At 63.0% G+C, this 26,834-nt stretch carries 25 protein-coding genes; 13 read left to right on the top strand and 12 right to left on the bottom strand.

What is annotated here, in order from left to right:
- The first annotated feature begins 37 nt into the window (after nucleotides 1-37).
- A complete protein-coding gene (locus VFW72_RS06515; protein WP_329673471.1) occupies nucleotides 38-1,237 on the top strand; it encodes a magnesium transporter CorA family protein in 1,200 nt (399 codons plus the stop codon).
- Between the two features lie 16 nt (nucleotides 1,238-1,253).
- On the opposite strand, the gene VFW72_RS06510 is transcribed toward VFW72_RS06515, so the two are convergent.
- From VFW72_RS06510 to tsaB, 3 genes are read right to left on the bottom strand one after another with little or no spacing between them, the layout of a single operon-like run.
- Nucleotides 1,254-2,138 carry a uracil-DNA glycosylase gene (locus VFW72_RS06510; RefSeq protein ID WP_329673470.1) on the bottom strand — a complete coding sequence of 295 codons (885 nt, stop codon included), beginning with the start codon at nucleotides 2,136-2,138 and terminating at the stop codon, nucleotides 1,254-1,256.
- Nucleotides 2,138-2,644 (bottom strand): ribosomal protein S18-alanine N-acetyltransferase, encoded by a 507-nt coding sequence (gene rimI, locus VFW72_RS06505; RefSeq protein WP_329673469.1) that lies wholly within the window; start codon nucleotides 2,642-2,644, stop codon nucleotides 2,138-2,140. The genes VFW72_RS06510 and rimI overlap by 1 nt, the downstream gene beginning before the upstream one ends.
- Nucleotides 2,641-3,366 (bottom strand): tRNA (adenosine(37)-N6)-threonylcarbamoyltransferase complex dimerization subunit type 1 TsaB, encoded by a 726-nt coding sequence (gene tsaB, locus VFW72_RS06500; RefSeq protein WP_329673468.1) that lies wholly within the window; start codon nucleotides 3,364-3,366, stop codon nucleotides 2,641-2,643. The genes rimI and tsaB overlap by 4 nt, the downstream gene beginning before the upstream one ends.
- A gap of 39 nt (nucleotides 3,367-3,405) precedes the next feature.
- Here tsaB and dacB point away from each other — a divergent pair, with 39 nt between their 5' ends.
- Together dacB and VFW72_RS06490 are read left to right on the top strand one after the other, a co-directional pair.
- Entirely contained in the window at nucleotides 3,406-4,965 is a 1,560-nt protein-coding gene (gene dacB, locus VFW72_RS06495; RefSeq protein WP_329673467.1) for a D-alanyl-D-alanine carboxypeptidase/D-alanyl-D-alanine endopeptidase, read from the top strand.
- Entirely contained in the window at nucleotides 4,962-5,255 is a 294-nt protein-coding gene (locus VFW72_RS06490) for a SemiSWEET transporter (protein ID WP_329673466.1), read from the top strand. The genes dacB and VFW72_RS06490 overlap by 4 nt, the downstream gene beginning before the upstream one ends.
- Here VFW72_RS06490 and VFW72_RS06485 read toward each other — a convergent pair.
- From VFW72_RS06485 to purE, 4 genes are all read right to left on the bottom strand, one after another.
- Entirely contained in the window at nucleotides 5,243-6,280 is a 1,038-nt protein-coding gene (locus VFW72_RS06485; RefSeq protein ID WP_329673465.1) for a hypothetical protein, read from the bottom strand. The two genes, VFW72_RS06490 and VFW72_RS06485, sit on opposite strands and share 13 nt — an antisense overlap.
- Before the next feature lie 73 nt (nucleotides 6,281-6,353).
- Nucleotides 6,354-7,412 carry an L-threonylcarbamoyladenylate synthase gene (locus tag VFW72_RS06480; protein WP_329673464.1) on the bottom strand — a complete coding sequence of 353 codons (1,059 nt, stop codon included), beginning with the start codon at nucleotides 7,410-7,412 and terminating at the stop codon, nucleotides 6,354-6,356.
- Between the two features lie 20 nt (nucleotides 7,413-7,432).
- Nucleotides 7,433-8,602, bottom strand: coding sequence for a 5-(carboxyamino)imidazole ribonucleotide synthase (locus VFW72_RS06475; protein ID WP_329673463.1), 1,170 nt, complete (start codon nucleotides 8,600-8,602; stop codon nucleotides 7,433-7,435).
- Nucleotides 8,599-9,123 carry a 5-(carboxyamino)imidazole ribonucleotide mutase gene (purE, locus tag VFW72_RS06470; RefSeq protein ID WP_329673462.1) on the bottom strand — a complete coding sequence of 175 codons (525 nt, stop codon included), beginning with the start codon at nucleotides 9,121-9,123 and terminating at the stop codon, nucleotides 8,599-8,601. Before purE ends, VFW72_RS06475 begins: the two co-directional genes overlap by 4 nt.
- Nucleotides 9,124-9,177: 54 nt before the next feature.
- Here purE and VFW72_RS06465 point away from each other — a divergent pair, with 54 nt between their 5' ends.
- From VFW72_RS06465 to VFW72_RS06425, 9 genes are all read left to right on the top strand, one after another.
- Entirely contained in the window at nucleotides 9,178-10,143 is a 966-nt protein-coding gene (locus tag VFW72_RS06465; protein WP_329673461.1) for a tetratricopeptide repeat protein, read from the top strand.
- Nucleotides 10,144-10,170: 27 nt separating this feature from the next.
- Nucleotides 10,171-11,058 (top strand): sulfurtransferase, encoded by an 888-nt coding sequence (locus tag VFW72_RS06460; protein ID WP_329673460.1) that lies wholly within the window; start codon nucleotides 10,171-10,173, stop codon nucleotides 11,056-11,058.
- 171 nt (nucleotides 11,059-11,229) lie between these two features.
- Nucleotides 11,230-11,727 (top strand): type IV pilin protein, encoded by a 498-nt coding sequence (locus tag VFW72_RS06455; RefSeq protein WP_329673459.1) that lies wholly within the window; start codon nucleotides 11,230-11,232, stop codon nucleotides 11,725-11,727.
- Nucleotides 11,721-12,353: a GspH/FimT family pseudopilin gene (locus VFW72_RS06450; protein ID WP_329673458.1), complete on the top strand. Its 633-nt coding sequence runs from the start codon at nucleotides 11,721-11,723 to the stop codon at nucleotides 12,351-12,353. Before VFW72_RS06455 ends, VFW72_RS06450 begins: the two co-directional genes overlap by 7 nt.
- 26 nt (nucleotides 12,354-12,379) lie before the next feature.
- Nucleotides 12,380-12,823: a pilus assembly protein PilV gene (locus tag VFW72_RS06445; protein ID WP_329673457.1), complete on the top strand. Its 444-nt coding sequence runs from the start codon at nucleotides 12,380-12,382 to the stop codon at nucleotides 12,821-12,823.
- A 12-nt stretch (nucleotides 12,824-12,835) separates the two neighbouring features.
- Entirely contained in the window at nucleotides 12,836-14,029 is a 1,194-nt protein-coding gene (locus VFW72_RS06440) for a PilW family protein (RefSeq protein ID WP_329673456.1), read from the top strand.
- A gap of 8 nt (nucleotides 14,030-14,037) precedes the next feature.
- Complete coding sequence (locus tag VFW72_RS06435; RefSeq protein ID WP_329673455.1) at nucleotides 14,038-14,733, top strand: pilus assembly protein PilX; 696 nt, start codon at nucleotides 14,038-14,040, stop codon at nucleotides 14,731-14,733.
- A gap of 15 nt (nucleotides 14,734-14,748) precedes the next feature.
- A complete protein-coding gene (locus VFW72_RS06430; protein WP_329673454.1) occupies nucleotides 14,749-18,657 on the top strand; it encodes a pilus assembly protein in 3,909 nt (1,302 codons plus the stop codon).
- A 14-nt stretch (nucleotides 18,658-18,671) separates the two neighbouring features.
- On the top strand, nucleotides 18,672-19,382 hold the full coding sequence (locus VFW72_RS06425) for an energy transducer TonB (protein ID WP_329673453.1): 711 nt from the start codon (nucleotides 18,672-18,674) through the stop codon (nucleotides 19,380-19,382).
- On the opposite strand, the gene glcF is transcribed toward VFW72_RS06425, so the two are convergent.
- Nucleotides 19,373-20,671 (bottom strand): glycolate oxidase subunit GlcF, encoded by a 1,299-nt coding sequence (gene glcF, locus VFW72_RS06420; protein WP_329673452.1) that lies wholly within the window; start codon nucleotides 20,669-20,671, stop codon nucleotides 19,373-19,375. The two genes, VFW72_RS06425 and glcF, sit on opposite strands and share 10 nt — an antisense overlap.
- A gap of 12 nt (nucleotides 20,672-20,683) precedes the next feature.
- Nucleotides 20,684-21,856 carry a glycolate oxidase subunit GlcE gene (gene glcE / locus VFW72_RS06415; protein WP_329673451.1) on the bottom strand — a complete coding sequence of 391 codons (1,173 nt, stop codon included), beginning with the start codon at nucleotides 21,854-21,856 and terminating at the stop codon, nucleotides 20,684-20,686.
- A gap of 50 nt (nucleotides 21,857-21,906) precedes the next feature.
- Here glcE and VFW72_RS06410 point away from each other — a divergent pair, with 50 nt between their 5' ends.
- Nucleotides 21,907-22,749 (top strand): carbon-nitrogen hydrolase family protein, encoded by an 843-nt coding sequence (locus VFW72_RS06410; RefSeq protein ID WP_329673450.1) that lies wholly within the window; start codon nucleotides 21,907-21,909, stop codon nucleotides 22,747-22,749.
- Here VFW72_RS06410 and VFW72_RS06405 read toward each other — a convergent pair.
- The 3 genes from VFW72_RS06405 to VFW72_RS06395 form a co-directional block, all read right to left on the bottom strand.
- Nucleotides 22,746-23,108: a hypothetical protein gene (locus tag VFW72_RS06405; RefSeq protein WP_329673449.1), complete on the bottom strand. Its 363-nt coding sequence runs from the start codon at nucleotides 23,106-23,108 to the stop codon at nucleotides 22,746-22,748. The genes VFW72_RS06410 and VFW72_RS06405 overlap by 4 nt on opposite strands.
- A 104-nt stretch (nucleotides 23,109-23,212) precedes the next feature.
- Nucleotides 23,213-24,568: a c-type cytochrome biogenesis protein CcsB gene (gene ccsB, locus VFW72_RS06400; RefSeq protein ID WP_329673448.1), complete on the bottom strand. Its 1,356-nt coding sequence runs from the start codon at nucleotides 24,566-24,568 to the stop codon at nucleotides 23,213-23,215.
- A 4-nt stretch (nucleotides 24,569-24,572) separates the two neighbouring features.
- Entirely contained in the window at nucleotides 24,573-26,780 is a 2,208-nt protein-coding gene (locus VFW72_RS06395) for a cytochrome c biogenesis protein ResB (RefSeq protein WP_329673447.1), read from the bottom strand.
- Between the last annotated feature and the right edge of the window lie 54 nt (nucleotides 26,781-26,834).

Here is a 26,834-nt window from a genome sequence, read left to right as displayed (position 1 = left end):
GTCGGGCGGTTTGCCGACCATCCGATGCGGAGGGGCTGTGCGTTTTTTCCTGATCAATGATCGGTTTACCGAACTCGATGGCTGGCCAGAAAAGCTGCCGGCCACCGGCTTTCTGTGGGTGACGACGGCCCGCCGCCGCTTTGAAGTGGCCTTGCCCGAAGTGCAACAGGCCCTGCTGCGGCTGGCCGGCGGGGGGCTCGTCGATCTGCACGTGTCCGACTTGCTGAACTCCCAACTGCCCTCGCAGTACGACTACACCTCCTGGTATGACCTGCTGGTGTTCCGCCGTCTCGCGGCCGGACACGGTTCGGAGCGCCTGTTTCTCGACGAGGAAAAAGGCACCGTGTCATCCGCCCGACAGGCCATCGCCGCCATCGATACCAGCCCCGTCGGCTTTGCGGTATTCGACCGCATTTTGCTGACCGTCCACCCGGCCGACTGCTCGGTGCGAGACTTCTTCGAGGGCCGACTGGCGCAGATGGTGAACCAATCGCTGCGAGTCGAGCCGTCGGTATCGCGAGCGCGCAACGATGCTGACTTCGACATGGACCCCAACGCTGGCCCCGACTCGGGCGCCGATGCCTCTGGCCCCCCTCGCCACGAAGGGCGAGGCAGCACGTCACGCTTGCCCCCGAGTCCTGCTGACTTGATGCTGCGCATCATCAACCACATGGTCGACAGCTATCTCGACCTGCGACGCCTGCTGACGCGGCAATTTGGCTATCTGCAGCAGGAACTGTTGACCAGCTCGCGGCGCTTCACCAATTGGCAAGCTCTGCTGGAATCTCGCAACGCCCTGCACTTGCTGGAAGACACCTGCGAAGACCAGCGCAGTGCCGTGCAGGAGTGGATCGATGCGCTGGACGAATGGCCCATGCCCGCTGAACCTGGCCCAGCCCGAGAACGCGAAGTGTTGCGCGTGCGATCGCGCGATGTGCTCGAACACATCGAGCGAGTGCTGGGGCATGTGCGGCGACTGGAATCGTCGGCAGAGAGTGCCGTGCAGATGCATTTTTCAGCACAAGGCAGCCGCACCAACGACATCATGCGCACCCTGACGGTGTTGACCGCCATCTTCCTGCCCTTGAACCTGATCACCGGGGTGTTCGGCATGAACTTCGACAGCCTGCCGCTGATTCATCAGCGCACGGGGTTCTGGGTGGCGATTAGCATGATGGTGGCGGTGGTGGCCACGCTGGTCTGGCTATTCCATCGCAAACGCTACCTCGACGACTGACCCGAAGGCCGCCGGCTCAGGATGCGCTGCCAGCCTTGGCCTCGCGCCAGACTTCCCGCGCCAGGCACAGGTCTTCCCAGACCAGGGCCTTGTCGGCAGGGTTGCGCAGCAGGTAGGCGGGGTGGTAGGTCACAACGACCGGAATGCCTTGCACCTCGTGGACGCGACCTCGCAGGCGGCCGATGGCATCGCTGGTTTTGAGCAGTGACTGCACGGCAAAGCGGCCCATCGCCAAAATGACCTTCGGGCGAACCAGCGCCATCTGCCGCAACAGGTAGGGCTCGCACTGGGCCACCTCCTGCGGCAAAGGGTTGCGGTTGGCCGGTGGACGGCACTTGAGCACATTCGCAATGAACACCTGGCGCGTGGCTGAGTCTTCGCTGCGGGTCAGATCAATGGCGGCCAGCATGCGGTCGAGCAGCTGACCGGCTCGACCCACAAACGGCGAGCCTTGACGGTCTTCCTCTTCGCCAGGGGCTTCGCCCACGATCATCCACTCGGCCTCGATGTGGCCCACACCGAATACCGTTTGGGTGCGGCTTTCACACAATCCACAGGCCTGACAACCCGCCACGGCGGCTCGCAAGGCCGGCCAGTCCATCGATTCAATGCCAGACGGACGCGCAGGACGCGGGGCGGCATCCAGGAGTTCGGCAACCGCCACGGGTTGCGCCGCCACCGGCATCGAGCGCGTTGGCGGGGTACGATGAGACACAGGGTCGCTCACGGTCGACGCAGCCAGTGGCGCAGCAACGGGCTGGCCGGCGCCGACATCCGCCGCGGGGGACATCGAGCTTGGCGCCGCAGCCTGTGGCACCTCGACTGGCTCGGCTTCAACAGGCCAGAACGGCGGGATGCCCATTTCGCGCAGCATGGCGCGTTGGCGTTCACTCCAACGCATCAGGCGGCCTCCCCTGCCTCGGGCGCAATCCAGCGCCGCATGACCAGGGCGTCTTCACGCCCCTGCGGTGCGGGGTAATAGTTCTTACGCACGCCAATGGATTCAAACCCCTCGCGCGCATAGAGCCTGCGTGCCGGCTCGTTACTGGGACGCACCTCCAGCCACAGGGCGCGAGCACCCCGCTGCGCGCACAAGTCATACAGTACCGACAACAAGGACTGCGCCACGCCCTGACCATGCCAGGCACGGTCGACCGCGATGTTGAGCAGATGCATTTCATCGACCCCGTCCATTGCGACACACACGGCGATCACTCGGCCCGTGGTCGCATCACATCGCACCCGAACCCAGTACCCTGCCCGCATGGACGACCGGTAGTTGTCTTCGCTCCAGGCATGCACGGGGTGCAGACAGGCTTGGGCTTCCATGGCCAGCACGGCTGGAATGTCGGCTTCGGTCATGGGGCGGTCCACGACACGCGCTTTGACCATGTCCGTGGCATTCATGCGCGCGCCGCCATTCTCTCGGCCGTCGTCTGGGCCACCTTGTCACGCACATAGCGGGGCAGCGCCAAAGCAGCATCCAGCACGTCTTGCTTTGCCCAAGCCTGTCGAGCCAGTTCGGCCAGGGCGGCCCCACGTGGCGCGGCATGCAGCCAGCGCAAGCCGCCGGCCACCGAGGCAAACGCATCAGGGTAGGCCTGCAAGCCGCTGCCGGCCAGATGCGCCGGAGCTTGCTGGGCCCAGCGCTGGCCAGGCTCGCACAGCGCCCACAGTTGCGGCGCCTGCACCGCCTGCCAGCCAGGCGCCTGCCAGGCATAGGCGGCCACATAGAGTTCATCCATGCGCGCGTCTTGCAACACCCAGACCACGTCGCCGACGGACCAAGCCGCGGGGTCGCTGGCGCGAGCGTCTTCGGCCACGGCCATCAAGGTGTCGATGGCGATGACGGGGCAATCCAGGCCCAGCGCCAGACCCTGCGCCGTGGAGCAAGCGGTACGCAAGCCAGTGAAGGCCCCCGGGCCGGAGCCAAACCCAATCGCATCCACCTCAGACCACGTGCGCTGAGACTGCGACAGCAGGTCTTGCACCGCCGGCAGCAGAGAAGACGAAGCCTGCGCGCCTCCCGGCAAATCGGCCACCCAGGTCTGAGCCCCAGCGACCAAGGCCAAATGCACACGGTCGGTGGCGGTATCCAGAGCGAACAGAACGGGAGACGAAACAGACATGGCCGCAAGTGTAAGGCCGAGGGCCTCTATGATGCGACCATGCTTTGGTCTGATCGTTCATTCCTGCGCGGCGCATGGGCCTGCCTGACTTTGATTGCGGCAGAAGCCGCACACGCAGCGGGAGCCGCCCCTGTGACCGCCCCAGCCCCCATCGCTCCGTCGGCCACCGCATCGCTCGACGCCGCGTGGCCCCCTGCGCTGGCACAACAGGCTCGGCAGGCAGGCGTCTCGCTGGACGCTGTATCCATGCTGGTGCTGCCGGTGCAAGGTGGCAACGAGCGCCTCGCCATTCAAGGTGATACGTCGCGTTCGGTGGCCTCGGTGATGAAGGTGTTCACCACCGGTGCCGCCTTGCAACTGCTGGGCCCGGCTTTCACGTGGAAGACTGAGGTCGGACTGGGTGGCGCCATCACGCCGGCCGGCATTTTGCGCGGGCCGCTGTACCTTCGCGGGTCGGGTGACCCCGCCTTGGTACTGGAGCGCTGGCACCTGTTCATGGCGCGCTGGCGCGCCGCGGGCCTGCATGACATTCATGGCGACATCGTGCTGGACCGCCAGCGCTTTCAGGTGCCCCAGCACGACCCAGCCGCATTCGATGGCCGCGCCCTGAAACCCTATAACGCAGGCCCCGACGCCCTGCTGCTGAACCACCGAGCGCTGATCCTGCGTTTCCGCCCAGACGATGTGCGCCCGGGTCAGGTTCGCGTCAGCTTGGAGCCGCAATTGGACGGCATGGACGTGGTCAATCGCACCCGCCTCGTCGAGGGCATGCCCTGCGGCGACTGGCGCGAAGCCCTCACGCTGTCGTTGACGCCCGATGGCTCGGCTCGTGCGCCCGAACGACAAAATTGGCGCATCGAAGTCAAAGGCCCCTACCCCCGCGCCTGCGAAGAAAAGGACTGGCCTTTGCTATGGACGGGGGACAGCGCCAACGACTACGCCGAGCGCCTGATGACCGGCGCCTGGCGGCAGATGGGCGGGCACCTCAACGGCGTCGTGCGAGACGGAAGCTGGCCCACCGGCCTGGCGCCCTGGATGAGCTGGAGTTCGCCGCCGCTGACCTCGGTGATCTACGACATCAACAAGTTCAGCAACAACGTGATGGCGCGCCAACTCTTCCTGACTCTGGGAGCTGACGCCGCGTCGAACGCGTCAGCCACACTGGATCGCGCCCGCCAGGTGGTCAGCCAGCAGGTGCTCGGTCAGACCCGCGACACCAGCGGCAAATCGGCTTGCGAAGGCGAAGGCCTGGTACTGGACAACGGCTCAGGGCTGTCGCGTCAGGAACGCGCCAGCGCGCGCTGTGTCGCGCATTGGCTGCGGGCCCTGTGGAACAGCCCGGTGATGCCGGAGTTCGTGTCGTCGCTGCCCGTTGCGGGGACCGATGGCACCGCCCGACGACTCAATGGCGCGGCAGGCCGCGTGCACCTGAAAACCGGCTCACTCGATGGCGTGAGCGCCGTGGCAGGCATTGCCGACGGCCTGTCAGGGCAGCGCTATGTGGTGGTGGGCGTGGTCAATGGCCCCAGTGCCGAGCGCGCCCGCCCCTTGCTGGACGCCCTGTTAAGCTGGACGGTTCAAGATACCCACACCCCATGACACCCCAACAGATTGAATGGCTGGGCATGGCCGCCGCCTGCCTGACCACCGGATCCTTCGTTCCCCAAGCCTGGCTGACCTTTCGCACGCGCGACGTCAGCGGGATTTCGCTGGGCATGTACAGCGCCTTCACCTTAGGCGTGGCGCTGTGGCTGATTTACGGCCTGTCGGTCGGATCCTGGCCCGTCACGATTGCCAACGCCATCACCTTGACCCTGGCTTCAGGCATTCTGGGCATGCGGCTGTGGTTCGGGCGAAGCCCAAACCACGCCCCCCATCAGAAGGGGTGATTGCGGAAGGCTGAGTAGGCCGTCGAAGCGATGGTGGCGTCGAATGCGACGTTCAGATGGGTTGGGTCAGCCCAGAGGTGGGTACTCAGCACATTGACGTCTGACAAGGTGGTGAACTCACACAGGGGCGCCACGGTTTGCGGCGAAGGGCAGGCCGACGTGTCAATGTCGGTATAGCCATAGGTGGAATAGCTGGCCACCACCGACTTCTGTACCCGCGGCACGTCGACCAGAGCGACTTGCTGACCGGTGTAGCCATTGGTGGTCAAGGCGAAGGTCAGACCATCGTTGAAGGCATTGCTCAAGGTCGACAAGGCATCCTTGTTGCGAGCCAGGTTGGCAGCATCCGACTTGGCCAGAGGCGATTCACCAAGGTTTGGCGTCAGCACCACCATCATGCGCGCGCCACTGCTGACAACAGGCTTGAGCCCCGCAGCAAAGTTGCCCCCCAAGGTCTTGAGCTGGGACACCAGGCTCGACAACGTGGCCGAATCAGGCGTTTGCAGGTAAGTGAAATAGGCTTTGACGATGTCTGCTCGCCCAACCGACACCGTGACCAGGGTTTTGTCGTTGAGCAAACCCCGGTTGTTATTGATGGTGGTGAGGACGGCATTCGCCCCTGCGTTGGCGACCGCGGTGTCGATCTCGGATGCAGACAACCCGACCGTGGTCGGGTCATTGGCGAGCATGACGGCGACCTTGTCGCCTGCGGCATTCCAGTCTGGGCACTCGTTGGCAAACTTGAAACCCAGGTCAAAGGCCAGCAACATGACCCAGCTGATCTGCGAGTTGCAGGTGTAGGCCGTGGTGCTGCCGGTGCGATAGGTGTTGATGTTGTAGCGAGCGCTGTCTTGTTTGATCAGCGCAAAATCGTCACCAAACACGACGAACGACTGCGGTTCAAACCGTTTGGCCTGGGTCCCCCCCCCACAACTGATCATCGAGGCCGCAGCCAGACACGTGGCCAGCACAACCCCTGCACGGCGTGCAGAGCGGGACAGGGCTGGAAAGGAAAAGCGGGACATGGAGGCTCCAAAAACGCAACGGTGACAACGGTCAGGCCGCAAGAATACCCGCTTCGCGGGACAGTTTCGGCCCTCAGGCCGCCGCAGCACGGGTCAGGCGATCTCGCACCCCGGCCCAAACTTGATCGTCAGGCGGGGACTCGACCCAGATGAGTTCCACCCCCAGGTCGTCGAGTTCCCTCAGATCGGCAAACAAATGGTGGGCGGCCGCTGCGGGCTCGGGCGGCATGGCCCGATGCACCACCCCAGGGATGCTGCCCCGATGCGCCCACAGGCTGCGCGAGTACACCGCCAGGCGGGGTCGCGCCTCGTGCAACAACGCCGGGTGTTCTTTGACCTCCAACTCGAAGGCGTCGAGCGCCACCATCAGCAAGTCCAGCGTCATGAGTCGCACCTTGGCACGGGGCGCGTAATGCGCCATCAAGGTGCCCGAGGCACGCGGTGCAGAAGCATCAGGCTTTTCAGGGGTGGACACACCGACCTTCTCGCCCGTCACCGCCTGAATCTGGGTCAGGGTGATCTGACCAGGGCGCAGCAACACCGGGTAGCCACGCGAACAGTCGACGATGGTGGACTCGATGCCCACATCGCACGGGCCGCCGTCAAGCACCCAGACTTCATCCAGGCCCTCGCCTTGCCCCTCAAATTCACTGACCACGTGCTCGGCACGCGTCGGGCTGACGCGACCAAAACGGTTGGCACTGGGCGCCGCCACGCCGGTCACGCCCAACTGGGCCGCGGCTTCCAGCAAGCGCAAGGCCATGGGGTGATCCGGGCACCGCAACCCAATTGAGTGCTGCCCACCCGCGGCAGCGGCCGCACAGTCTGGATGACGCGGCACGATCACGGTCAACGGCCCCGGCCAGAAGGCTTCCATGAGGCGCTGCGCTGCAGGCGGAATGGCCGCAGCAAAACACATGGCGGCATGGACATTGGGCACATGCACGATCAAGGGGTGGTTGCTGGGGCGCCCCTTGGCCGCGAAGATGCGGGCCACAGCGGCGTCGTCATCGGCCCGAGCCCCCAGCCCATACACGGTTTCCGTGGGCAGGGCCAGCAAGCCACCGTCGGCCAGGCGTTGCGCCGCCAGTTCAATGGCATCGGCTTGGGTTTGAGGGTTCAGGACACGCATCGCTTCGGCCTTGCCAGAGATCAGAAAGGCTCGATGCCCAAAATGGCGGCGGCTTGCAGGGCCACAGCACGAGCCTGCTCGGCGGTGGAGGCGGTCACCGTCAGGTGCCCCATCTTGCGCGCCTTGCGGGCTTCGGTCTTGCCATACAAATGCAGGTGGGTACCCGGCAAAGCCAGCACCGCCGCCCAGTTGGGCTCTTGCTGCGCAGTGGTGCCTGCAGGGAACCACAAATCACCCAGCAGGTTGAGCATGTGGCAGGGGCTGTGCAATTGCGGCTCGACCAGGGGCAGCCCGGTCATGGCGCGCACTTGCAACTCAAACTGCGACACGTCACAGGCATCGATGGTGTGGTGACCCGAGTTGTGCGGGCGCGGGGCCATTTCATTGGCCACGATGCTGCCGTCTTGCAGCACAAAGAACTCCACACACAGCACGCCCACATAGCCCATGGAGGCCGCAATCTGGTGGGCCGCTTCGTAAGCCCGTTGCGACACCTCGGCGCTGACGCTGGGCGCCGGCACGGTGGTCACCGCCAGGATGCCATCGCGGTGCAGGTTTTGCTGCAGGGGGAAGTGCACCACCTGGCCATTGCGACCACGGGCCACGATGACGCTCACCTCATAGGCCAGCGGCAGCATCTTTTCCAGCACGCAACCGACTTGCTTGAGCTCATCCCAAGCGGCATTCAACTCGGCTCGGGTCTTGACGCGGATCTGGCCTTTGCCGTCATAACCCAAGCGAGCCGTCTTCAAGATACCGGGCAGCAGGTCTTCCGACACGGCTGCCAATTGCTCGGGCGTTTCGATGATGGCGTGCGGCGCACAAGGCACCCCACAGGCCACGAAGTGGGCTTTCTCTTTGGCGCGATCCTGGCAAATGGCCACGGCGGACCCCGCTGGCGCCACAGGACGTGTCTGCGCCAGTTGGTCCAGCGCCTGGGCAGGCACATTCTCGAACTCGGTGGTCACGGCTGCACATTGCGCCGCCAGTTCTTTCAAACCGGCTTCGTCCAGATACCCCGTGCGAATGTGGTGGTGCGACACCAGGCCAGCGGGGCTGGTGGGGTCGGCATCCAACACCGCGGTGTTGTAGCCCATGGCTTGCGCGGCATGCACAAACATGCGGCCCAGTTGGCCGCCGCCCATCACGCCCAAGGTGGCGCCGGGCAGGATCACGTCAGACTGGCTCATGCCTTCGGGTCCATGGTGAGGTCTTGGGTCATGGCGCGTGCCACTTCGGTCTGGCGTGCACGGAAGGCTTCCAGCTTGGCCAGCAACTCGGGGTTGCCAGACGCCAGCATGGCCACGGCAAACAGGGCCGCGTTGCCCGCACCGGCGGTGCCGATGGCAAACGTGGCCACCGGAATGCCTTTGGGCATTTGCACGATCGAATGCAGCGAATCCACACCTTGCAGGTGGCGCGAAGGCACGGGCACGCCCAACACGGGCACCGTGGTCTTGGCCGCGACCATGCCGGGCAAATGCGCCGCACCGCCGGCCCCGGCGATGATGGCCACCAACCCACGGCCTTGCGCGGCCTCGGCATAGCGGAACATGTCGTCAGGCATGCGGTGCGCAGAAACCACCTTGGCTTCAAAAGGCACCCCAAACTCGGTCAGAATCTCAGCAGCGTGGCGCATGACGTCCCAGTCGCTGCTGGAACCCATCACCACACCCACTTTTACGCCATTGGCAGGAGTCGTGTCAGTCACGGCTCGCTCCTTGTTTCATCAAACTTGCAATTTTAGGCGCTAGCCTGGGATCCCATGATCGACATCACCCTGGAAAACTTCGAAAGCGATCTGATCAAGGACTCGATTCAGCAACCCATTTTGCTGGACATCTGGGCCGAATGGTGCGGCCCCTGCAAGTCTTTGGGCCCGGTTCTGGAAAAACTCGAGGTGGAATACGCCGGCCGCTTCAAGCTGGCCAAGGTCAACGCCGATACCCAACCGGAAATCGCCGGCCAGCTCTCGCAGATGTTTGGCGTGCGCTCGATTCCGTTTTGCGTGATGTTTGTGGGCGGCCAGCCGGTTGACGGCTTTGTCGGCGCGCTGCCAGAAGCGAAGATTCGTGAGTTCCTGGCCAAGCACGTGCCCTCCGAAGGTGAAATCGCCTCGGAAGAGGAAACGCTGGAAGCCGAAGAGGCCGCCGCGGCAGGCGACACGGAAACGGCCGTGTCGAAACTACTGGAAGCCCTGGAGCGCGACCCCGCCAACGACGAAGCCCGCTTCGATCTGATCAAGCTGTTGCTGCAACACGGCCAGGTCGTGGGGGCCAAGGAAATTTTCGAGCCGGTGGCCGCGCGCGCCTCTGGCCCCATTCCTGAGCCTCGCGTGGCCGCGTTTGGCCGCTACATCGATTCCGTACTGGGCGCCCTGGGGGCTCGACCTGTGGACGAGTTGCAGGCCGCCATTGCTGCCAACAAGCGCGACTTCGATGCCCGACTGGAGCTGGCTCAGACCCTGATTGCGGCCGGCGAGTTCACCCTGGCCATGGACGAGCTGCTGGAAATCATCATGCGCGACAAGAAGTGGAACGACGAGGCCGCGCGCAAGACCTACGTGGCCCTGCTGGAGGTGATGAGCAAGCCACCGGTCAAGCCCTCGCCCGCGGCTGCAGGCGCCGCCGATGGCAAGCCCAAACTGGAGATCGCCGGCAAGCACGAGGTCATCTCGAACGACCCGGTGATCGACCAATACCGCCGCAAGCTGAGCATGGCCTTGTTCTGATATCGGCCTCCTTTGCCCGCCCGCGCCATGACCACCCCTGCATCCCCGCTGATCTCTGCGGCTGAACTGTCGACCCGCCTGAGCCAAAACGCTGGACGAGGCCCCATTCGGATCGTGGATTGCCGCTTCAACCTGGCCGACACGTCTGCGGGTCGCCTGGCATGGCAGCAAGGGCACATCCCGGGGGCGGTTTACGCCCACCTCGACCAGGACCTGTCTGGCGTCAAAACGGGCCGCAATGGCAGGCATCCTTTGCCCGAGAGCGAGGCCTTCACTCGTACCCTGCAGCGCTGGGGCGTGCAAACTGACACGCTGGTCGTGGCGTATGACGATGCCGGCGGCATGTTCGCTGCGCGCCTGTGGTGGATGCTGAAGCATTGGTGGGGCCACGCGCACGTGGTCGTGCTCGACGGCGGGTGGCAAGCCTGGCAACAGGCGCAAGGCCCGGTCGAATCGGCCACCGGCGCCGAATCTTCGCCAAACCCAATTGCAGCCGGGCCCTTGCCTCGGTCGGCAGACGCCTGCGAGCCCGTGACATGCGCAGACGTATTGGCCTCAGTACAGGCGGGCGGCTCGATGCAGCTCATCGACGCCCGTGCTGCAGACCGTTTCCAAGGTCAGAACGAAACGCTCGACCCCGTTGGCGGCCACATTCCCGGCGCGCTCAACCGCTTCTTCAAACAGAACCTGAATGAATCTGGTTGCTTCAAACCGGCAGACACTTTGCGTGAAGAATTCACCGCCTTGTTGGGCGGGCTTGGGGCAGACTCCGTCGTCCATCAATGCGGCTCGGGCGTGACGGCCTGCCACAACTTGCTGGCCATGGAACTGGCTGGCCTGCCGGGCTCTCGGCTTTACGCGGGTTCCTGGAGTGAATGGTGCGCAGACCCGGCCCGCCCCATGGTCTGCGGCTGACCTTCTCTGCTGAAAATTCAGGCACTGTCAGGCCTTCCTGATGGGCCTCCAAAATCTGCAAAAAACATCTTGAAACATGCTGCAAAAGGGCGCTAATGCGTCTGTTTTTGCACAGTTTTCGCGGCATCTCTGCCAGAGGCGCCTTCCTAGAATCGTTCGGACGAAGTCATCATGTCCTCGAACGAAGGAAGTTTCGCCATGGGCCACTCGAACCGCATCTCGCACCGACACCACCACACGGGCTTCACCCTGATCGAGGTGATGATCGTGGTCGCCATCATTGGCATCTTGGCTGGCGTCGCCTTCCCCGCCTACACCGACTACGTGCGCCGAGGTCAGGTTCAGGAAGCATTCGGGCAGCTGTCCACCTTCCGCAACCGGATGGAGCAGTACTACCAGGACAACCGCAACTACGGCACCGGCACCACCTGCGCAACGGATGCCTCGGCCAACGCCTGGAATGGCTTTGCGGCCACCGAATACTTCACCTATTCGTGTGTGACCAACAACAGCAATCAAGGCTACACGATCACGGCCACGGGTCAAAGCGGTGCAGTCGGATACGACTACACGATTGACGAAAACGGCCGCCGCCACACCGCCAAATTCAAGGGCGCCACACTCAACCCCCAGCCTGAATGCTGGCTGACCAAGGGGACCACATGCTGACCCTGCTGCACAAGCCGCGTCAGCGCGGCTTCACCATGATCGAAATGGCCATCACCATGGCCATCTTCGGCATTTTGCTGGCGGCCGCGCTCCCCAGCATCAGCGAGTGGACGGACAACACCCGCATTCGCAACACCGCCGAGACCCTTCAAAACGGCATTCAGATCGCGCGCAACGAAGCCGTGCGTCGCAACCAACCCGTGTCGTTCTATTTGGTGTCCAGCGACACCCCCCAAGCCATGAGCGCCAACTGCACGCGATCCAGCACCAGTGGCGCGTGGATCGTGAGCTTGAGCGACCCCACCGGTCAATGCGACCAGCCCCCCTCCGATGTCAACGCCCCCATGATCGTAGTGGGCCGCCCCAGCGGCGACGGGGCCACGCGTGTGTCGATTGCTGCCGTCGACGCCAATGGCACCGGCGCCACCGCGCTGACCTTCAATGGCTTCGGGCGCGTCGCAGCCAACGCCGACGGCTCCCAATCGATTCGCCAGATCACCGTCACCGGGCTGGATGCCAACACGCATTACCGCAACATTGCCATCCAGATCTCTCAGCAGGGCATGGTTCGGACCTGTGAGCCCGACATTGCAGCCACCTCGGACGACCCCAGAAAATGTCAGTAACACGCCACCCCTCATCCGGCGCGGGCATGACCTGTCGCCCCCCCCATCAGGCCGGCTTTGTTCTGATGGATGTGCTGGTTTCGATCCTGCTGTTCTCGGTCGGCGTTCTGGCGCTGATGGCGCTGCAAACCGCCATGACGCGCAACCAGACCGAGGCCAAGATCCGAGCTGACGCCAGCTACTTGGCGAATGAACTGATCGGCATGATCTGGGCGCAGAACCAGGACATCAGCAAGTTCACCTCAACTGACTGTGCGACGGTCGAGTTATGCAAGGAATGGCAAGCCAAAGTAGCGTCGGCTCTGCCTAATGGCGAAGGCAAGGTGGAAGCCTCGGCAGTCGTCCCCGACCCTGCATCGGGCTCAGTCTCCGCCGACGTCACGGTCACGATCTCGTGGAAATCACCCAGCGGCGACCCACACAAGTTCGTCACCCAGACCTCCATCGCAACGAACGCGACAACCAACTGATCGGGAGTGGCGATGCATACCCTCTTCACACCCTCAGCCCCCACACGCGCAAGGTCTTCCGGCCGCCAAAGCGGCTTCACCTTGATCGAATTGATGGTCGGGGCTCTGCTGGGCATGCTGGCTGTGATCGTGATCTCGCACGTGCTCATCGAATCGGAAGACCGCCGCCGGAAGGTCGCCATGGGGGGTGACGCCGACATCAACGGCTCGCTCGCCCTGTTCGCCTTGCAGCGCGACATTCAGATGGCCGGCTACGGCATGGGCACCACCGAGATGATGGGATGCTCATTGGTTGCCTATCGCAGCGGCAAGAGCGTGATTCCCGACGAGGATGACCCTCATCCAGAAACCTTCGTTCTGGCACCGGTCATCATCGAAGATGGTGCCTCAAATGGCCCCGACACCATCACCGTGGTGCGCGGTGAGACGGTAGGGGGCTCGGTGCCGATTTCATTGGCGCAAAGCGGCGGGGTCATCACCGGCGACAAGAAAGACACCACCGCAGGCACAAACGGACGCTTCGCCGTCGACTCGTCCTTGGGGGTCCGGGCTGGAGACCAACTCATCACGGTACCGACCGACGTGGCGGCCACCCCGTGTCACCTGATTGAGGCCACGCACGACGCGGCCTCGTTGGACAGCCAGATCACAGCCACCAACATTCCGTACTACGCCACCAGCCTGTGGAACACGGACACCGTCTGGAACAAGACCCACGCCAGCCCCAAGTTTCTGGTCAACATGGGGCGCCTGGCCCAGCGTCGTTACTTCCTGAACAACGCTGCGCCTTACCCCTTGCGCTCTCGCAACCTGTCGTCGGTGACGGGCACCTTCAGCTTTGAAGATCTTTACCCTGAAATCGTGAACCTGCAGGCCTACTACGGCAAAGACCTTGACGGGAACGGCTCGATTGACCGGTTTGACACCGTGACGCCAACCAGCCCGACTGAGTGGGGCCAGATTGTCGCCGTTCGTTTGGCCCTGGTGGCCCGCAACACCCAGTACGACAAACATGAAGTGACAACAGCAGTCCCGACTTGGGATGTGGGCACCGCTGTGAGTGTGGTCGACAACAACCTGGTCGACTGCGGCGACAACAGCAAATGCCTGCCCTTGAAAGTGGACCACCTGCCGGAGTGGAAGCATTACCGGTACAAGGTCTATAGCACCACGATTCCCGTTCGCAACGTCTTGTGGACCAAGTGAGGCCGACCATGTGTGCTTCAAGCCCCTCTCCCATTCACCGGCCCGCACAGCGCGGGGTCTCGCTCATCTTTGCGCTGGTCGCGCTGGTGGTCATGCTGCTGGGTGCCTTGGCCCTGGTCCGCAATGTCGACACGGCCGCCCAGTTGCTGGGTAACCTCGGTTTCAAACAAGACGCCACCGCAGCAACCGATCAGGTCACCCGCCAGGCTGTGGACTGGCTCAATCTCAACGCCGCGGCGCTCAACTCCGACCTCGCTGACAAGGGCTATTACGCCAGCAATCAGGAATACGCCGCCGATGGCACCACCGCCCGCGACCCGATTGACGTGACCGGCAGCCAGCTCGCTGGCGTGAACCAACGCCAGCTGATCGACTGGGAGAAAAATGGCTGTGCTTCTGCCGCCGCTGGCAGCTTTTCTGCGTGCTCCATCGTCCCCATCGATGCGGTCTCGGTCAATAGCAACTCGGCTCGTTATGTGATCCTGCGCATGTGCAACAAAGCCGGCGAACGTGGAACCGAAGGGGTCACCTGCTCGGTGCCCATGAACACCAGCAAGACATCCTCGAATGATCGTGGCGAGACGAACTACGCGAACATCCAGGTGAGCAAGGCGACCGCCGAAACTTACTTTCGGATCCTGGTGCGAATCAAAGGTGCTCGCAACAACACCTTCAGCTTCACGGAAACCATCGTGCACCTCTGACCAAGGAGTCAGCTCATGAACTCAATGTCGTTCCCTACCTCGGCCCTGGCGCGTGCGGCCTGGGTTGCTTGCGCGATCGTGGCCACCACTGCTGCTCTGCCTGTGGGGGCGGGCGTCACCGACCTGGCCAGCCAGCCATTGGCCACCACCCCAAGCGTGCAAGCCAAGCCCAATCTGCTGTTCATTCTGGACAACTCAGGCAGTATGGATTCGGACTACATGCCCGATGACATGAGCTCCACCGGCACCTATGGTTACCGCTCAGCCCAATGCAATGGGGTCGCATACGACCCCAATATGACCTATAACCCACCGCTAAGAGCGGATGGTTCGTCGTATGACAACGCGTCGTTCACTGCGGCCTATTCAGACGGCTATGACACCACCAGCACCAAGAGCAGTCTGGATGGCAAGTATTACTTCGTGTACAAGGGCAGCCAGCCCAAGATGGGGTGGGTCTACACCACATCTGGCCTGGTGAACAACACCTTTGCACAAGAGTGTTTCAGCGCCGTGGGCAACAACCCGGGGGCCAGTGTCTTTCAAAAGGTCACCGTCACCCTCAGCTCTTCGGCAACCGAAAAGCAGAACTACGCCAACTGGTATTCCTACTATCGCAAGCGCTACTTGCTGATGCGCACCGCCATGGGTCGGGCCATTGCCTCGCTGGACTCCAGCTACCGCGTCGGCTTCAGCACCATCAGCGACACCAGTGCAACGGAGGGCACCAACTATTTCCGCGACGTCAAGGACTTTGACAGCACGCAAAAAGGCAGCTTCTACTCCAGCCTGTACACCGTCAAACCGTCGTCATGGACGCCGCTGCGAGCCGCGCTGTCGAAGGCAGGTCGCTACTACGCCAAGAAAGCGCCCAGCCAAACCTATGACCCGATGCAGTACGCCTGCCAGCGTAACTACGCCCTGCTGTCAACTGACGGGTACTGGAACACAAACGATGAATCGTCGACTTACGGCCCTTTTGTCGTTGACAGCAACACCAACGTCGGCAACCAGGATGGCACCGAAACTCGGCCTATGCGCGACGGCAGCCAGACCGTGGTGACCACGGTCACGCCCTACACCGCCCCTGCGACACGGGATCAGAAGTCGAATACCCAAACCCGCACCCGCACCTGGACTCGTTACGTTTACACCTACGGCTCGCAGAACTCCGGCGGCTGCACTTCGGGCTCCAAGCGTTACCCGGAATACCGCCAAACACAGCAGTACACGCAATCGCAAACACAGTGGTTCCTGACCCCTCAGCAGACAACCTACACCTATAACAATACCCAGATCACGACAGAGGGTGTGCTCACATCAAACACGAACTCAACTCCCGCTGCAGGTACGTGGGTCACAAAGACAGGTGCGACCGTTCAGGTGACGTCGACAGACACTGGGGATGCATCGGGCACCACCACTTTCGGCAACGTCGGCTCCCCTGTCAAAACTCAGTGCGTCGCATCGCCCAGCCCTTCGACATCAGATCCCACGGCGGGAAGTTGGGGCTCCTGGAGTCCCTCGCTGACCTACACGTATCTGAACCAATCGATTGGCTCATACACGGCAGGCACCCCCTCAGTGACCACAGCTCTCACCGGTGGCGCATCGAACTCACTCGCTGACGTGGCTGAGTACTATTGGAAAACCGACTTGCGCAACAGCGCCTTCGGCAACTGCACCTCGACCACTTCGGGCACCAGCCGCGATGTGTGCGAAGACATTGTGCGGCCCGTGGCGAACGACGCCAGCAAGAAGCAGCACATGAACACCTTCACCATTGGGCTGGGTGTGAGTGGCACGCTGACTTACGACAAAAACTACCCCACGCAAACGGTGGGCGACTTCGTCAGCCTGACCAACGGCACGAAGAACTGGCCCAACCCTGCCAACGGTGGCGAGGCCATCAACATCGATGACCTCTGGCACGCTGGCGTCAACGGGCGTGGCCGCTACTACTCGGCGCTGAGCGCGACCGAGCTGAGCGACGCCATCTCGGGCGTGGTCTCCGACATCGCCTCCATTCCTGGCGCGGCCGCCGCAGCGGCCACCAGTACGCTGGAGCTGGTTTCCGGCGAAAACAGCCAGGTCTTCAGTGCCAGCTACACCACCAAGTTCTGGTCAGGCGACCTGAAGTCCTATCAGATTGACGGTCAAGCCAAGATCAGCGCCGATTACACCTGGTCCGCTCAAGCCAAACTGGAAGCCCAGGTCAAAACCGACTACACCGCCCGCAAGATCTACTTCAAGGGCACGAGTGGCTTAACGCTGTTCAACTACGACAACCTGAACACCACCCAGCAAGGCTACTTCAACAACCTGTGCAGCAAGGCTGTGGTGGCCTCGCAATGCGCCACATTGGGTAACACCGACAAGGCCCTCGCGAACAACGGGTCTTACCTGGTCAACTACTTGCGTGGGGACCGCACCTACGAGAAAGCCGCCACCGGCACCACCGCTGCGCTGTTCCGAACACGCGACTTCGTTCTGGGCGACATCATCAACGGCGCACCAGTGTTTGTGGGCAAGCCCCCGTTCAACTACACCGATGACGGCTACGAAGACTTCAAGGCCGCAAAGAAGAATCGCCAACCCATGGTGTACGTGGCAGCCAACGACGGCATGCTGCATGCCTTCGTGGCCACAGGCGACAACGGCGGCACCGAGGCCTGGGCCTACATCCCCACCGCGGTCATGAGCAACCTGTACAAGCTGGCCGACAGCTCGTATGGCACCAAGCACCAGTACTACGTGGATGGCGCCCCCATCATTGGTGACGTCAAGATCAATGGGGCGTGGCGCACCATCCTGGTCGGCGGCCTCAACAAGGGCGGCTCAGCCTACTACGCGCTGGATATCACCGACCCTGCCTCTCCCTCCTTGTTGTGGGAGTTCACCGATGCCAACCTGGGCTTGAGCTATGGCAACCCCATCATCACCAAGCGCAAGGATGGCACCTGGGTGGTGGCAGTCACCTCGGGCCTGAACAACACCAGCGGCGACGGCAAGGGGCACCTGTATGTGCTCGATGCCGCCACCGGCACCGTGCTGAAGGATCTGGTGACCACAGCCGGCTCGCCCTCCGACCCCAGCGGCCTCAACAAGATCAACGCCTGGATCGACAGCCCACAAGACAACACCGCCAAGCTCTTCTACGGTGGCGACATGCAAGGCAATGTGTGGCGCTTCAATGTCGATGGCTTCTTCGATACCGCCAGCGCCACCATGCCGGCCGTCTTGAAGTTGGCCAAGCTGCAAATCGATGCGTCCCATCCGCAACCCATTACCACCAAGCCGATGCCGGCCTACATCAGCAAGTCTGCCGTCATCGTGGTGGGCACGGGTCGCTACCTGGGTGAAACCGACATCACCGACACCACGACGCAAAGCCTGTACGCCATCCGCGATCCGCAGGACCCTGCCCTGACCACCGGCTGGGGCGATGTGCGCGCAGACACCAGCAACTTCGTTCAACAGGTCTTCAAGCTCAACAATGCTGACGCGGCCCTGTCGACCAGCGCCACCCTGACAACCAAGAAGGTCGACTGGACCAAGGGCGGCTGGTGGCTGGACTGGGCCCACCCCCGCGAGCGTGTGGCCATCAACATGGGCCTGCAAGTGGGCACCCTGGCGGTCGGCACAGCCATCCCGACTGGCGATGCCTGCGCCTCAGGCGGCTCGTCTTGGCGCTACTACCTGAACGTGACGACAGGTGGTGCCTTGCCTGGCGCAGACGCCGGCGCACGCTGGAGCACAAACACCCTGATCGTGGGCATCAGCTGGGTGAAGGACGCAGACGGCAACGTCCGAACCATCTTCCAGGACAGTGACGGCACTCTGCGCACAGAAGTGCCACCCACGGGTGGACTGGAAGGCGGCAACGGGGCACATCGCACCTCGTGGCGCGAATTGGTCGAGTAAGAACTGGCTGCAACATGCGCCGAGCCTGGATGACCTGTGCCGTGCTGTCTGTCGCAGCACACGCTCTGGCGGTGACCTTGATGCCACCGTTGGAGCGCCCTGCACACACCATCCAGCCCGGCGCGAAGGCCGGGGCCAGACCCATGGCCTGGCACTTGCGAGTCGAATCAGCACCCATTTCGAACGCTCAGGGCACGCACGCGGCCCCATCGCTCGCCACCGAAACTCAGGCCCCGACAGAAACCGCATCGCTCGACGCGACCAGCCCTGACTCGCCGGCGGATGTCGTCGACACCCCGCAAGCCCAGCCTGAGGCCCTCTCCGAGCCCCCCGTTGAGACAATCATCGAAGCCGCGCCGAGCGATCAACCCGTTGGCACCGGCCTGGCCGACATCGAGGGCAACAGCGAGTACATTCCGCGCCCGCAACTGAGTGTGCCGCCCGTCGCGCAAGCCCCCTTGATCCTGGCCGCGCCCGAAGGGCAATTCGAGCCGCAGCGCATCTCCGGCATCCTGTCTCTGTACATCGATGAAAGCGGCCGGGTGCATCATGTACTGGCCCATGGCGAACGCATGCCAGCCCCCTTTGAAGAGGCTGCGCGGCAGGCCTTCATGGCCATGACCTTCCGCCCCGGGCAACTCAATGGCCAAGCCGTGAAATCACGCATTCGAGTCGAGGTGGTGTTCGACAACACCCCTCTGACCAGCGACACCCCTCAGCCCTGAGTGTTCAGAATGGACGCATGCCGCGTCAGTGCCTCGTCGAGCACCTCAATCCAGTGCTTCACCGGAATGTCGGTGCCGCTTTGCAAATGCACGATGCACCCGATGTTGGCCGAGGCAATCATGTGCGGCTCGGTTTCTTCCAAAGCCTGAATCTTCTGATCGCGTAACTGGCGCGACATCTCGGGCTGCGTCAGCGAATACGCTCCGCCTGCCCCACAGCACTGGTGGCTGTCGCGCAAAGCCAGTCGCACATCGAAGCCCAGCTCTCGCATGCCTTGCTCAATGGGCCCCGGTTGCCCGGCCCGGCTCAAGCCCTGCGCATGACTCAAACTGCACGGCGGATGGAACGTGAATGAGCCCAGCGCTTCAGGCGGCAGACGACCCAGCTTGCGCTTGAGGGTGGGCACCCAAGCGGGCAAAAGTTCGCCAGGATCTTTGGCCAACGCCGCAATGCGCCTGGCCTTGTCTGCATAGGCAGGGTCATCAGCCAGCAACTTGCCATAGTCCTTGACCCAGGCACCGCACCCCGAGGCATTGATCAGAATGGCTTCGGCCGGTGTTTTCGACTCTACCCAGGGCCACCAGGCGTCGATGTTGCGGCGCGCCCGCTCACGTGCGCCATCCAGATCCCCCAGATGTCCTTGGATCGCGCCACAACAGCCGGACTGACGAACCACGCCGGCCCGAATGCCCAGCGCATCAAGCACCCGTGCGGTCGAAGCGTCGATGTGGGGGCGCAAGCCTCGTTGCACGCAGCTCTTGAGCAGCAAGATCTGGCGCGCATGCATGGCCTTCTTGCGATCTGGCCAGGCTGGCGGAGCCATCGGAGGACGCAAAGGAATGCGCTCTTGCAAGCGGCTCGGCAACATCGGACGCAGGGCCCGCCCCACAGACAAGGCGGGCGCGAACCAGCGAGACGGCAAGACCTTGATCAGCAGGGCGCGCAGCAAGCGCTCGCGCCAAGGGCGAGCCACGCGCGCATCCACCGCGGCCTGCCCCACCGCCAGCAACTCGTGATACTGCACACCGGAGGGACAAGTGCTCTCGCAATGCCGACAGCCGATGCATTTGTCGAGATGCTCTTGCGTGGTCCGCGTGGGGGCTTGCCCTTCAAACACCTGCTTCATCAGGTAAATGCGCCCACGCGGGCCATCCAGCTCGTTGCCGGTCAGCTTGTAGGTGGGGCAAGTGGCATTGCAAAAGCCGCAATGCACACACTGGCGCAACACCGCTTCAGCCTGGCGGCCGTCGGGCTGATCCTGAAATTCGGGGGCAAGTTGGGTCTGCATGACAAAAACGAATCAGGAACGAGAAGCCACGGCGCCAGGGCGGGCACCCCATTTGCGACCGGTCAGGAACACACCCCGAGGGTCGAAGGCCATTTGCACGCGTTCATGTAGCCGTTGCATCACCCCAGACCAATCGGCCTCATCAGCCAAGGGACGCGCCTGCGCCGACACAAAGGGCTGAGCATGCCCGCCGGCTCGCCGCGCCAGATCCTGCACGGCCTCAGCGGGCGCGGAAGTACACACCCAACGTTGCGCACCGAACCACTCGATCAACTGCTCGCCAGGCAAGCCCAAGGGAGCGGCCGTAGAGGGCACAGACAAGCGCCACAAGGTCACACCGTGTGCCCCGCCACGGTTCACCGCGTCACGCGCTTTCACAAAAAATTCGTCAGACTGATCGCGCAGGCCTTGCCAGAATCCTTCAGCCAAAGGTGGCGCGATGAGCTCGCCGCCACGCTCCTTGTACAAGCGCTGCACCGAACTGGCCACCGCCGCCCGCGCACCGCGCAGCCGCAACACCAGCATGCCGTCCCACCACGCCGACGCGTCCAGAGGGATGGGCTGCCCTGCCCACTGGTTGACCTGCAACAGCGCTTCGGCCTCGGTCATTTCAATTCGCAAGGTCGCACTCGACACTGGCTGCGGCATGACCTTCAAGGTCACATCCAGCAAGACCCCCAAGGTGCCCATGGAACCCGCCATCACGCGCGACAGATCGAAACCCGCCACGTTTTTCATGACCGAGCCACCAAAGCGCAGCACCTGCCCCTGGCCATTCATGACGGTGCAGCCCAGCACATGGTCACGCACCGCGCCGCGGCTGACGCGACTGGGGCCACTCAGACCTGCCGCGACCATGCCGCCCACCGTCGCGCCCTCTGGCGAGGCCCAAGCAAATCGAGGCGGCTCGAACGCCAGGTACTGGCCCTTGCTGGCCAATACCGCCTCCAGTTCAGCCAAAGGGGTACCACCACGCGCTCGCACCACCAACTCGGTGGGCTCGTGCGACTCGATGCCAGTCCAATCAGACGTGTCCAGCACCCAATCACCCTGACGCAGATCGCCCAGGAAGTCTTTGGTGCCCCCGCCCCGAATGCGAATGCGTTCGCCCTCTGCTGCGGCAGCATGAATCTGATCAGCCCATTGGCTCCACTGCGTAGGGGTCGTTGTACCGAGGTCGGCCATGCTCACGTCAATCACACTGACAGACAAGATCCCGCTAGGATAACTGGGATATGAAAGTAGCCGCCCTCCAAATGGTCTCCACCCCCCGGGTGGATGAGAACGTGGCGCAAGCGCGCGCCTTGATTGCCCAAGCTGCCGCGCAAGGCGCCGAACTGGTGGCACTGCCCGAGTACTTCTGCCTGATGGGCCTGCGCGATGCCGACAAGCTCGCGATTGCGGAGCCACTGGCAGACGCCCAGGCTCCCGACGCGGCACTAGCGCCCTTGCAAGGCATGCTCGCCCAAGCCGCACGCGAGCATGGCGTGTGGCTGATTGGCGGCACCTTGCCGATTCAAAGCCACGAACCCGATCGTGTGTTCAACACCACATTGGTGTTCGACCCTCAAGGGCGGCGGGTGGCCCGCTACGACAAGATCCACCTGTTTTGTTTCGACGACGGCCAACGCGCGTACAACGAGGCCGCGACACTCACCCCCGGGAATGCCCCTGTCACCTTCGAGCTACACGATCGCCAAGGCGAGCGCTGGCACATCGGCTTGAGCGTGTGCTACGACCTGCGCTTTCCCGAACTGTTCCGCGCCATGGGCGCCCAACAGCCGCTCGATCTGATCGTGCTGCCCGCCGCATTCACCTACCCGACCGGGCTGGCCCACTGGGAGTTGCTGCTGCGCGCCCGCGCCGTCGAAAACCTGTGCCACATGCTGGCACCGGGTCAAGGCGGCGAGCATGAAAACGGCCGCCGCACCTTCGGGCATTCCTTGGTCATTGGCCCGTGGGGGGACGTGCTCGCCTGTCAGGCCGAAGGCCCTGGCGTGGTCATGGCCGAACTCAGCCGCTCACGACAAAACGAAGTGCGCACGCAGTTGCCAGCACTTCAGCACCGCGTGCTCTAAAGCTTGCCCATGGCCTCGTCCGAGGCATGCTGATCCAGCCCCGTGGGCAACTGGTCGCCGAACAAGCGAAGGGAATGCGCCTGCATGCCCTCGCGAAAATGCTTGCGATCAAAGAGCTTGGCTTGCGCCTCAGGGGGCAAGTCGGTCACGCGCAAGATGTTGCGCTGAATTAGCACATCGATCAGGTCTTCCAGCACCCGCACCAGACCCGCGTCCATGGCCGCAAAGGTCTGGGCCTCGTCGGCCTCCAGAAAGGCCTGCACGTCAGGGTGCGAGGTCGGCAAAGGTTCGCTGCCTTCGACCGGTTCCAGGTGAAGGCTGACAATCTTTCCGCTCGAATCGCGCAACACGTGACGCATAGGTGGGCTCAAGTCAACAAGGGCTAGATCGGTTATCGACCCTTGCCACCACTGCTTGAGCCCGATTCAGGCGCCGGGCGCACGCTCTGCTCGATTTGTGCCGATCAGAGCTGCCCGTAGGAATGCAAGCCCGACAGGAACATGTTCACGCCCAGGAAAGCGAAAGTGGTGACCACCAGGCCCACCAGAGCCCACCAGGCCGCAAACACCCCACGCAGCCCCTTCATCAAGCGCATGTGCAGCCACGCCGCGTAGTTCAACCACACGATCAGCGCCCAGGTTTCCTTCGGGTCCCAACTCCAATAGCCACCCCAGGCTTCAGCCGCCCAGAATGCGCCCAGGATGGTGGCGATCGTGAAAAACGCAAAGCCCAGCGCAATGGCCTTGTACATCACATCGTCGGCCACTTCCGGGGCCGGTGTCAGCGGGTTGATCCAGGACCGCGCCAGAATCATCAAGACGAACACCACCAACAGACCGCCAATCATCCGGCCAGCCTTGGCCACCGAAGCCATCGACTCGGGCGACAGGTCTCCGAACAGCGCAAAACCGAGCAATGGCAGGGCAATGAAAACTGCGGGCAAGCCCACCAACCCGGTCCACAAAGCCTTAGGTGATTCCGTCTTGAGCAGGTAAGCCAGCGCCACCATGGCCGACAGCGCAAAGGTGCCGTAGCCCACGAAGTTGGCCGGCACGTGAATTTTCATCCACCAGCTTTGCAAAGCGGGCACCAGCGGTTGAATCTCATGCGCTCCACGCGCCAGCGCGTACCAAAGCAGAAAGCCCACGGCCGCGCTGACCACCAGCATCACAAAAGCACCCAGCGCCCCCAGAGACTGGCCTTGTCGCGCAAAGCGGTCTTCAAAGTACAGCCAGAACAAGGCGGTCAGCCACGAGAACAGCACGAACACTTCGTAGAGGTTACTGACCGGAATGTGGCCAATGTCAGGCGCGATCTGATGGCTCTCAAACCAGCGCACCAAGGTGCCCACCAGCGCCATGAACACACCCGCCCAGGTCACGCGTGAGGCCAGGCGACCCGGGGTGGCGCTGCGTGTCACCACACCCAGCCAGTACATCAGCGTGCTCATGAAGAACAGCACGCTCATCCACAAAATGGCGCTCTGGCTGGACAGCACGTATTTCAGCCAGAACACCTGCTCGCCCTTGACCAGGTCCACACCATAGTCATCGGTGGCGCGCTGGTACAAGGCCACGGCCAACCAGGTGGCCAGCCCCGAACCAATCATCAAAACACGCAAGGGCGCCCACATCCAACCCAGCGCAATCAGGCATGGCACCGCCACCACCAGAATGCCGATTTCGTAGACATCCATGGCCTGGCCCCAGCTCTTGAGCGCCCAACCGCCCACGGCCATCAAGACAGCCGCGAACAGCCAATCGGCCACCGACCGACCAGAACGCCCCAGCACAGGCAAGGTTTGAGTTGTTGTCGTCATCACATCATCCTTGGTTCGGCAGCACGGCTGCACGAATCTGTTCAAACTCGCGGTCCATGTCCAGCGTCTGTCGTGTCGACGACAGCGCCATTTTCACGCGCGTGCCCCCCTGGCCATCGTCTTGCAACCAGACCCACAGGCGACGTTCGCGGATGTAGAGCATCGCAAAAACGCCCACGACCAGCAGCAAGCAGCCCAGATAGACCACATTGCGACCCGGGGTGCGAGTCACCTGGAACACGCTGGCTTGCTTTTGCTCGAAGGAGTCGAGCGCCAGCACCAGGGGCACCGGGTAGAACACCGCATCCGACAGCGACAGCACCGACTGGGTCATGAACTGGCGCACCGAGTCCTGGTCAGACGACAGCGGCGCCAGACCAGCACGCTCCCGACTGAGATTCAACAATTCAAATAAAGATCCATTGAGGATGCGAATCAAGGTGGCCGAGGTGTGCTCCCGCTCGTTGGCCGGCACCACCGCCTCGATGAAACTGGAAATCGCCATCAATCCGCCTGAGGGCATGGCCGCAGCGGAAGGCGGTTGCACGCCCGAAGCGGCCCCGGACGCGGCTGGTGCTGCTGGCGCCACATGTCGCGCCCCGGCAAACAAATCCAGCGCGCGCTGGGCAGACACGGTCAGCTGCTCGCGCAATTGCGGTTGGGTGGGCGACGTGACCGTGGCCGCAAAACGCCGAGCTGCCTCCTGGCGAGCCTGGGCATCGCTCAAAGCCCGCTTGAGACGCAACCAGCCGTCCATCTGCATCTGGTCGTCGGCTGGCACACGCAGATAGCGGAAGCCTTCAGCCGGCGTGTCCCGCACCCCCAACAGGAAGACAGACTGCCCCTCCAGGTTCACGGGCACCATGTAGTTCTGGTACTCGCGCGCCTGGCCTGCCGCATCGCGCAGCTTGTAGGTGATCGACGGACCGATGTTGACCAGCTTCTTCTCGCCCGGGGCCTTCGCGCCCGACCCGAGGTGCTTGCTCAACTCATCCAGATTGACCCCACGCACATCCGCCGCCTTGCCTGCGTTGACCGCCGGGTTCGCACTTTGCGCTTGCGCCAGGTCTTCGACATTGATCACGCGCAAGCCCGTCACCTCCAGAGTCAGAGACGCATCGGCCCCCACCCAGCTGGTTGGCAAAGACTGCGCCGCCCCGCCCACTTCGGCATCGATTCGCGCCGCCGCACCAGCGGGTGGCTCCGACAGGAACAAGGGCTTGAGGTGCACCGCCGAGCCGCCGTCTTCAAAACTCGACTGGAAAATGGTGATGCCCTGGTAGGTGACCGGATGATTCACCTCGACCGTGAACGCCTTGGGCTTGGCCTGCTGGGGGTCATGGATGACGATGTCACTGGCGAAGCGCTTGGGCATGCCCGTGGCGTAGTAGTCCACCGTGAACTTCTTGAGTTCGATGTCAAACGGCAAAGGCTGCAGGAACATGCCCTTGTCAACACTGATCACGGCCGCGTTCGTTCGCTGCCCTTCCGGCACAAACAACTGGGCACGGTAAGCAGGGTTGGACACACTGAGCTTGCTGCGATCAGGCGCTTCGCTGCCACGGAATGGCTGCAGCCCTTGCACCCAGGCCTGAACCTTGACAATGAGGTCACCGTCAAACAAACCGCCCAGGCAGATCAGCACAATCGCGCCGTGCGCGGCGATGTAGCCCAGCTTGTTGGCAGCCCCATGGCGGGCGCCAATCATGATGCCCGGCCCACCGGCCGCCTCGGCCCGACGTTGCGACTTCAAGGTCCAACGTGCCCCTTGCAACTGGCGCGCCACGGACTCAGCGGCCTGATCCAGCGGCACAGCCAACTGACCCGACGCCTTGTGGTGGAAAGCATTGAGCGCCTGCTCCCGGATGGTTTCCTTGTGCGTGCGCCAGTCAGCCAGAATTTTCGGGGTATTGCGCGCAATACACAGGCTGGTTGACACGACCAGGAAGGCCAGGATGACCAGGAACCACGGCGTGCTGTAGATGCGGTACAGCCCCAGTGCCCCGAACACATCCGCCCAATACGGCCCGAACTGGTCCACATAGTTCACCAGCGGTTCGCCCTGCTTGATGACGGTGCCGATGGCCGAAACAATGCAGATCACCGTCAACAAGGCGATGGCAAACCGCATGGACGACAACAGCTCATACGCCTGAGCCCGGCGCGATGTGCGCACCCGCACAGCGCTCACAGAGGGGTTCTCAACAGTCATGACAGCAAGCAAAAAGGCGGGCGCCCTCGTGGGGAAACCCGCCTTGTTCGTTCA

This window comes from Aquabacterium sp. (assembly GCF_036273115.1).
Taxonomy (GTDB): Bacteria; Pseudomonadota; Gammaproteobacteria; order Burkholderiales; family Burkholderiaceae_C; genus Aquabacterium.
Note: the sequence above shows the minus strand (reverse complement) of the source record. Positions and strands in the feature narration are given on the sequence as shown.

What these genes read in the sequence shown, in the direction of transcription:
- VFW72_RS06440 (WP_329673456.1), top strand. Translation starts at nt 12,836, where the DNA reads ATGCATACCCTCTTCACACCCTCAGCCCCCACACGCGCAAGGTCTTCC.
- VFW72_RS06435 (WP_329673455.1), top strand. Translation starts at nt 14,038, where the DNA reads ATGTGTGCTTCAAGCCCCTCTCCCATTCACCGGCCCGCACAGCGCGGG.
- glcF (WP_329673452.1), bottom strand. Translation starts at nt 20,671, where the DNA reads ATGCAGACCCAACTTGCCCCCGAATTTCAGGATCAGCCCGACGGCCGC.
- VFW72_RS06490 (WP_329673466.1), top strand. Translation starts at nt 4,962, where the DNA reads ATGACACCCCAACAGATTGAATGGCTGGGCATGGCCGCCGCCTGCCTG.
- tsaB (WP_329673468.1), bottom strand. Translation starts at nt 3,366, where the DNA reads ATGTCTGTTTCGTCTCCCGTTCTGTTCGCTCTGGATACCGCCACCGAC.
- VFW72_RS06405 (WP_329673449.1), bottom strand. Translation starts at nt 23,108, where the DNA reads ATGCGTCACGTGTTGCGCGATTCGAGCGGAAAGATTGTCAGCCTTCAC.
- dacB (WP_329673467.1), top strand. Translation starts at nt 3,406, where the DNA reads ATGCTTTGGTCTGATCGTTCATTCCTGCGCGGCGCATGGGCCTGCCTG.
- VFW72_RS06430 (WP_329673454.1), top strand. Translation starts at nt 14,749, where the DNA reads ATGAACTCAATGTCGTTCCCTACCTCGGCCCTGGCGCGTGCGGCCTGG.
- VFW72_RS06465 (WP_329673461.1), top strand. Translation starts at nt 9,178, where the DNA reads ATGATCGACATCACCCTGGAAAACTTCGAAAGCGATCTGATCAAGGAC.
- VFW72_RS06425 (WP_329673453.1), top strand. Translation starts at nt 18,672, where the DNA reads ATGCGCCGAGCCTGGATGACCTGTGCCGTGCTGTCTGTCGCAGCACAC.
- VFW72_RS06450 (WP_329673458.1), top strand. Translation starts at nt 11,721, where the DNA reads ATGCTGACCCTGCTGCACAAGCCGCGTCAGCGCGGCTTCACCATGATC.
- VFW72_RS06510 (WP_329673470.1), bottom strand. Translation starts at nt 2,138, where the DNA reads ATGCGTTGGAGTGAACGCCAACGCGCCATGCTGCGCGAAATGGGCATC.
- VFW72_RS06410 (WP_329673450.1), top strand. Translation starts at nt 21,907, where the DNA reads ATGAAAGTAGCCGCCCTCCAAATGGTCTCCACCCCCCGGGTGGATGAG.
- VFW72_RS06460 (WP_329673460.1), top strand. Translation starts at nt 10,171, where the DNA reads ATGACCACCCCTGCATCCCCGCTGATCTCTGCGGCTGAACTGTCGACC.
- VFW72_RS06455 (WP_329673459.1), top strand. Translation starts at nt 11,230, where the DNA reads ATGTCCTCGAACGAAGGAAGTTTCGCCATGGGCCACTCGAACCGCATC.
- VFW72_RS06395 (WP_329673447.1), bottom strand. Translation starts at nt 26,780, where the DNA reads ATGACTGTTGAGAACCCCTCTGTGAGCGCTGTGCGGGTGCGCACATCG.
- glcE (WP_329673451.1), bottom strand. Translation starts at nt 21,856, where the DNA reads ATGGCCGACCTCGGTACAACGACCCCTACGCAGTGGAGCCAATGGGCT.
- rimI (WP_329673469.1), bottom strand. Translation starts at nt 2,644, where the DNA reads ATGAATGCCACGGACATGGTCAAAGCGCGTGTCGTGGACCGCCCCATG.
- VFW72_RS06485 (WP_329673465.1), bottom strand. Translation starts at nt 6,280, where the DNA reads ATGTCCCGCTTTTCCTTTCCAGCCCTGTCCCGCTCTGCACGCCGTGCA.
- ccsB (WP_329673448.1), bottom strand. Translation starts at nt 24,568, where the DNA reads ATGACGACAACAACTCAAACCTTGCCTGTGCTGGGGCGTTCTGGTCGG.
- VFW72_RS06475 (WP_329673463.1), bottom strand. Translation starts at nt 8,602, where the DNA reads ATGAGCCAGTCTGACGTGATCCTGCCCGGCGCCACCTTGGGCGTGATG.
- VFW72_RS06445 (WP_329673457.1), top strand. Translation starts at nt 12,380, where the DNA reads ATGACCTGTCGCCCCCCCCATCAGGCCGGCTTTGTTCTGATGGATGTG.
- VFW72_RS06480 (WP_329673464.1), bottom strand. Translation starts at nt 7,412, where the DNA reads ATGCGTGTCCTGAACCCTCAAACCCAAGCCGATGCCATTGAACTGGCG.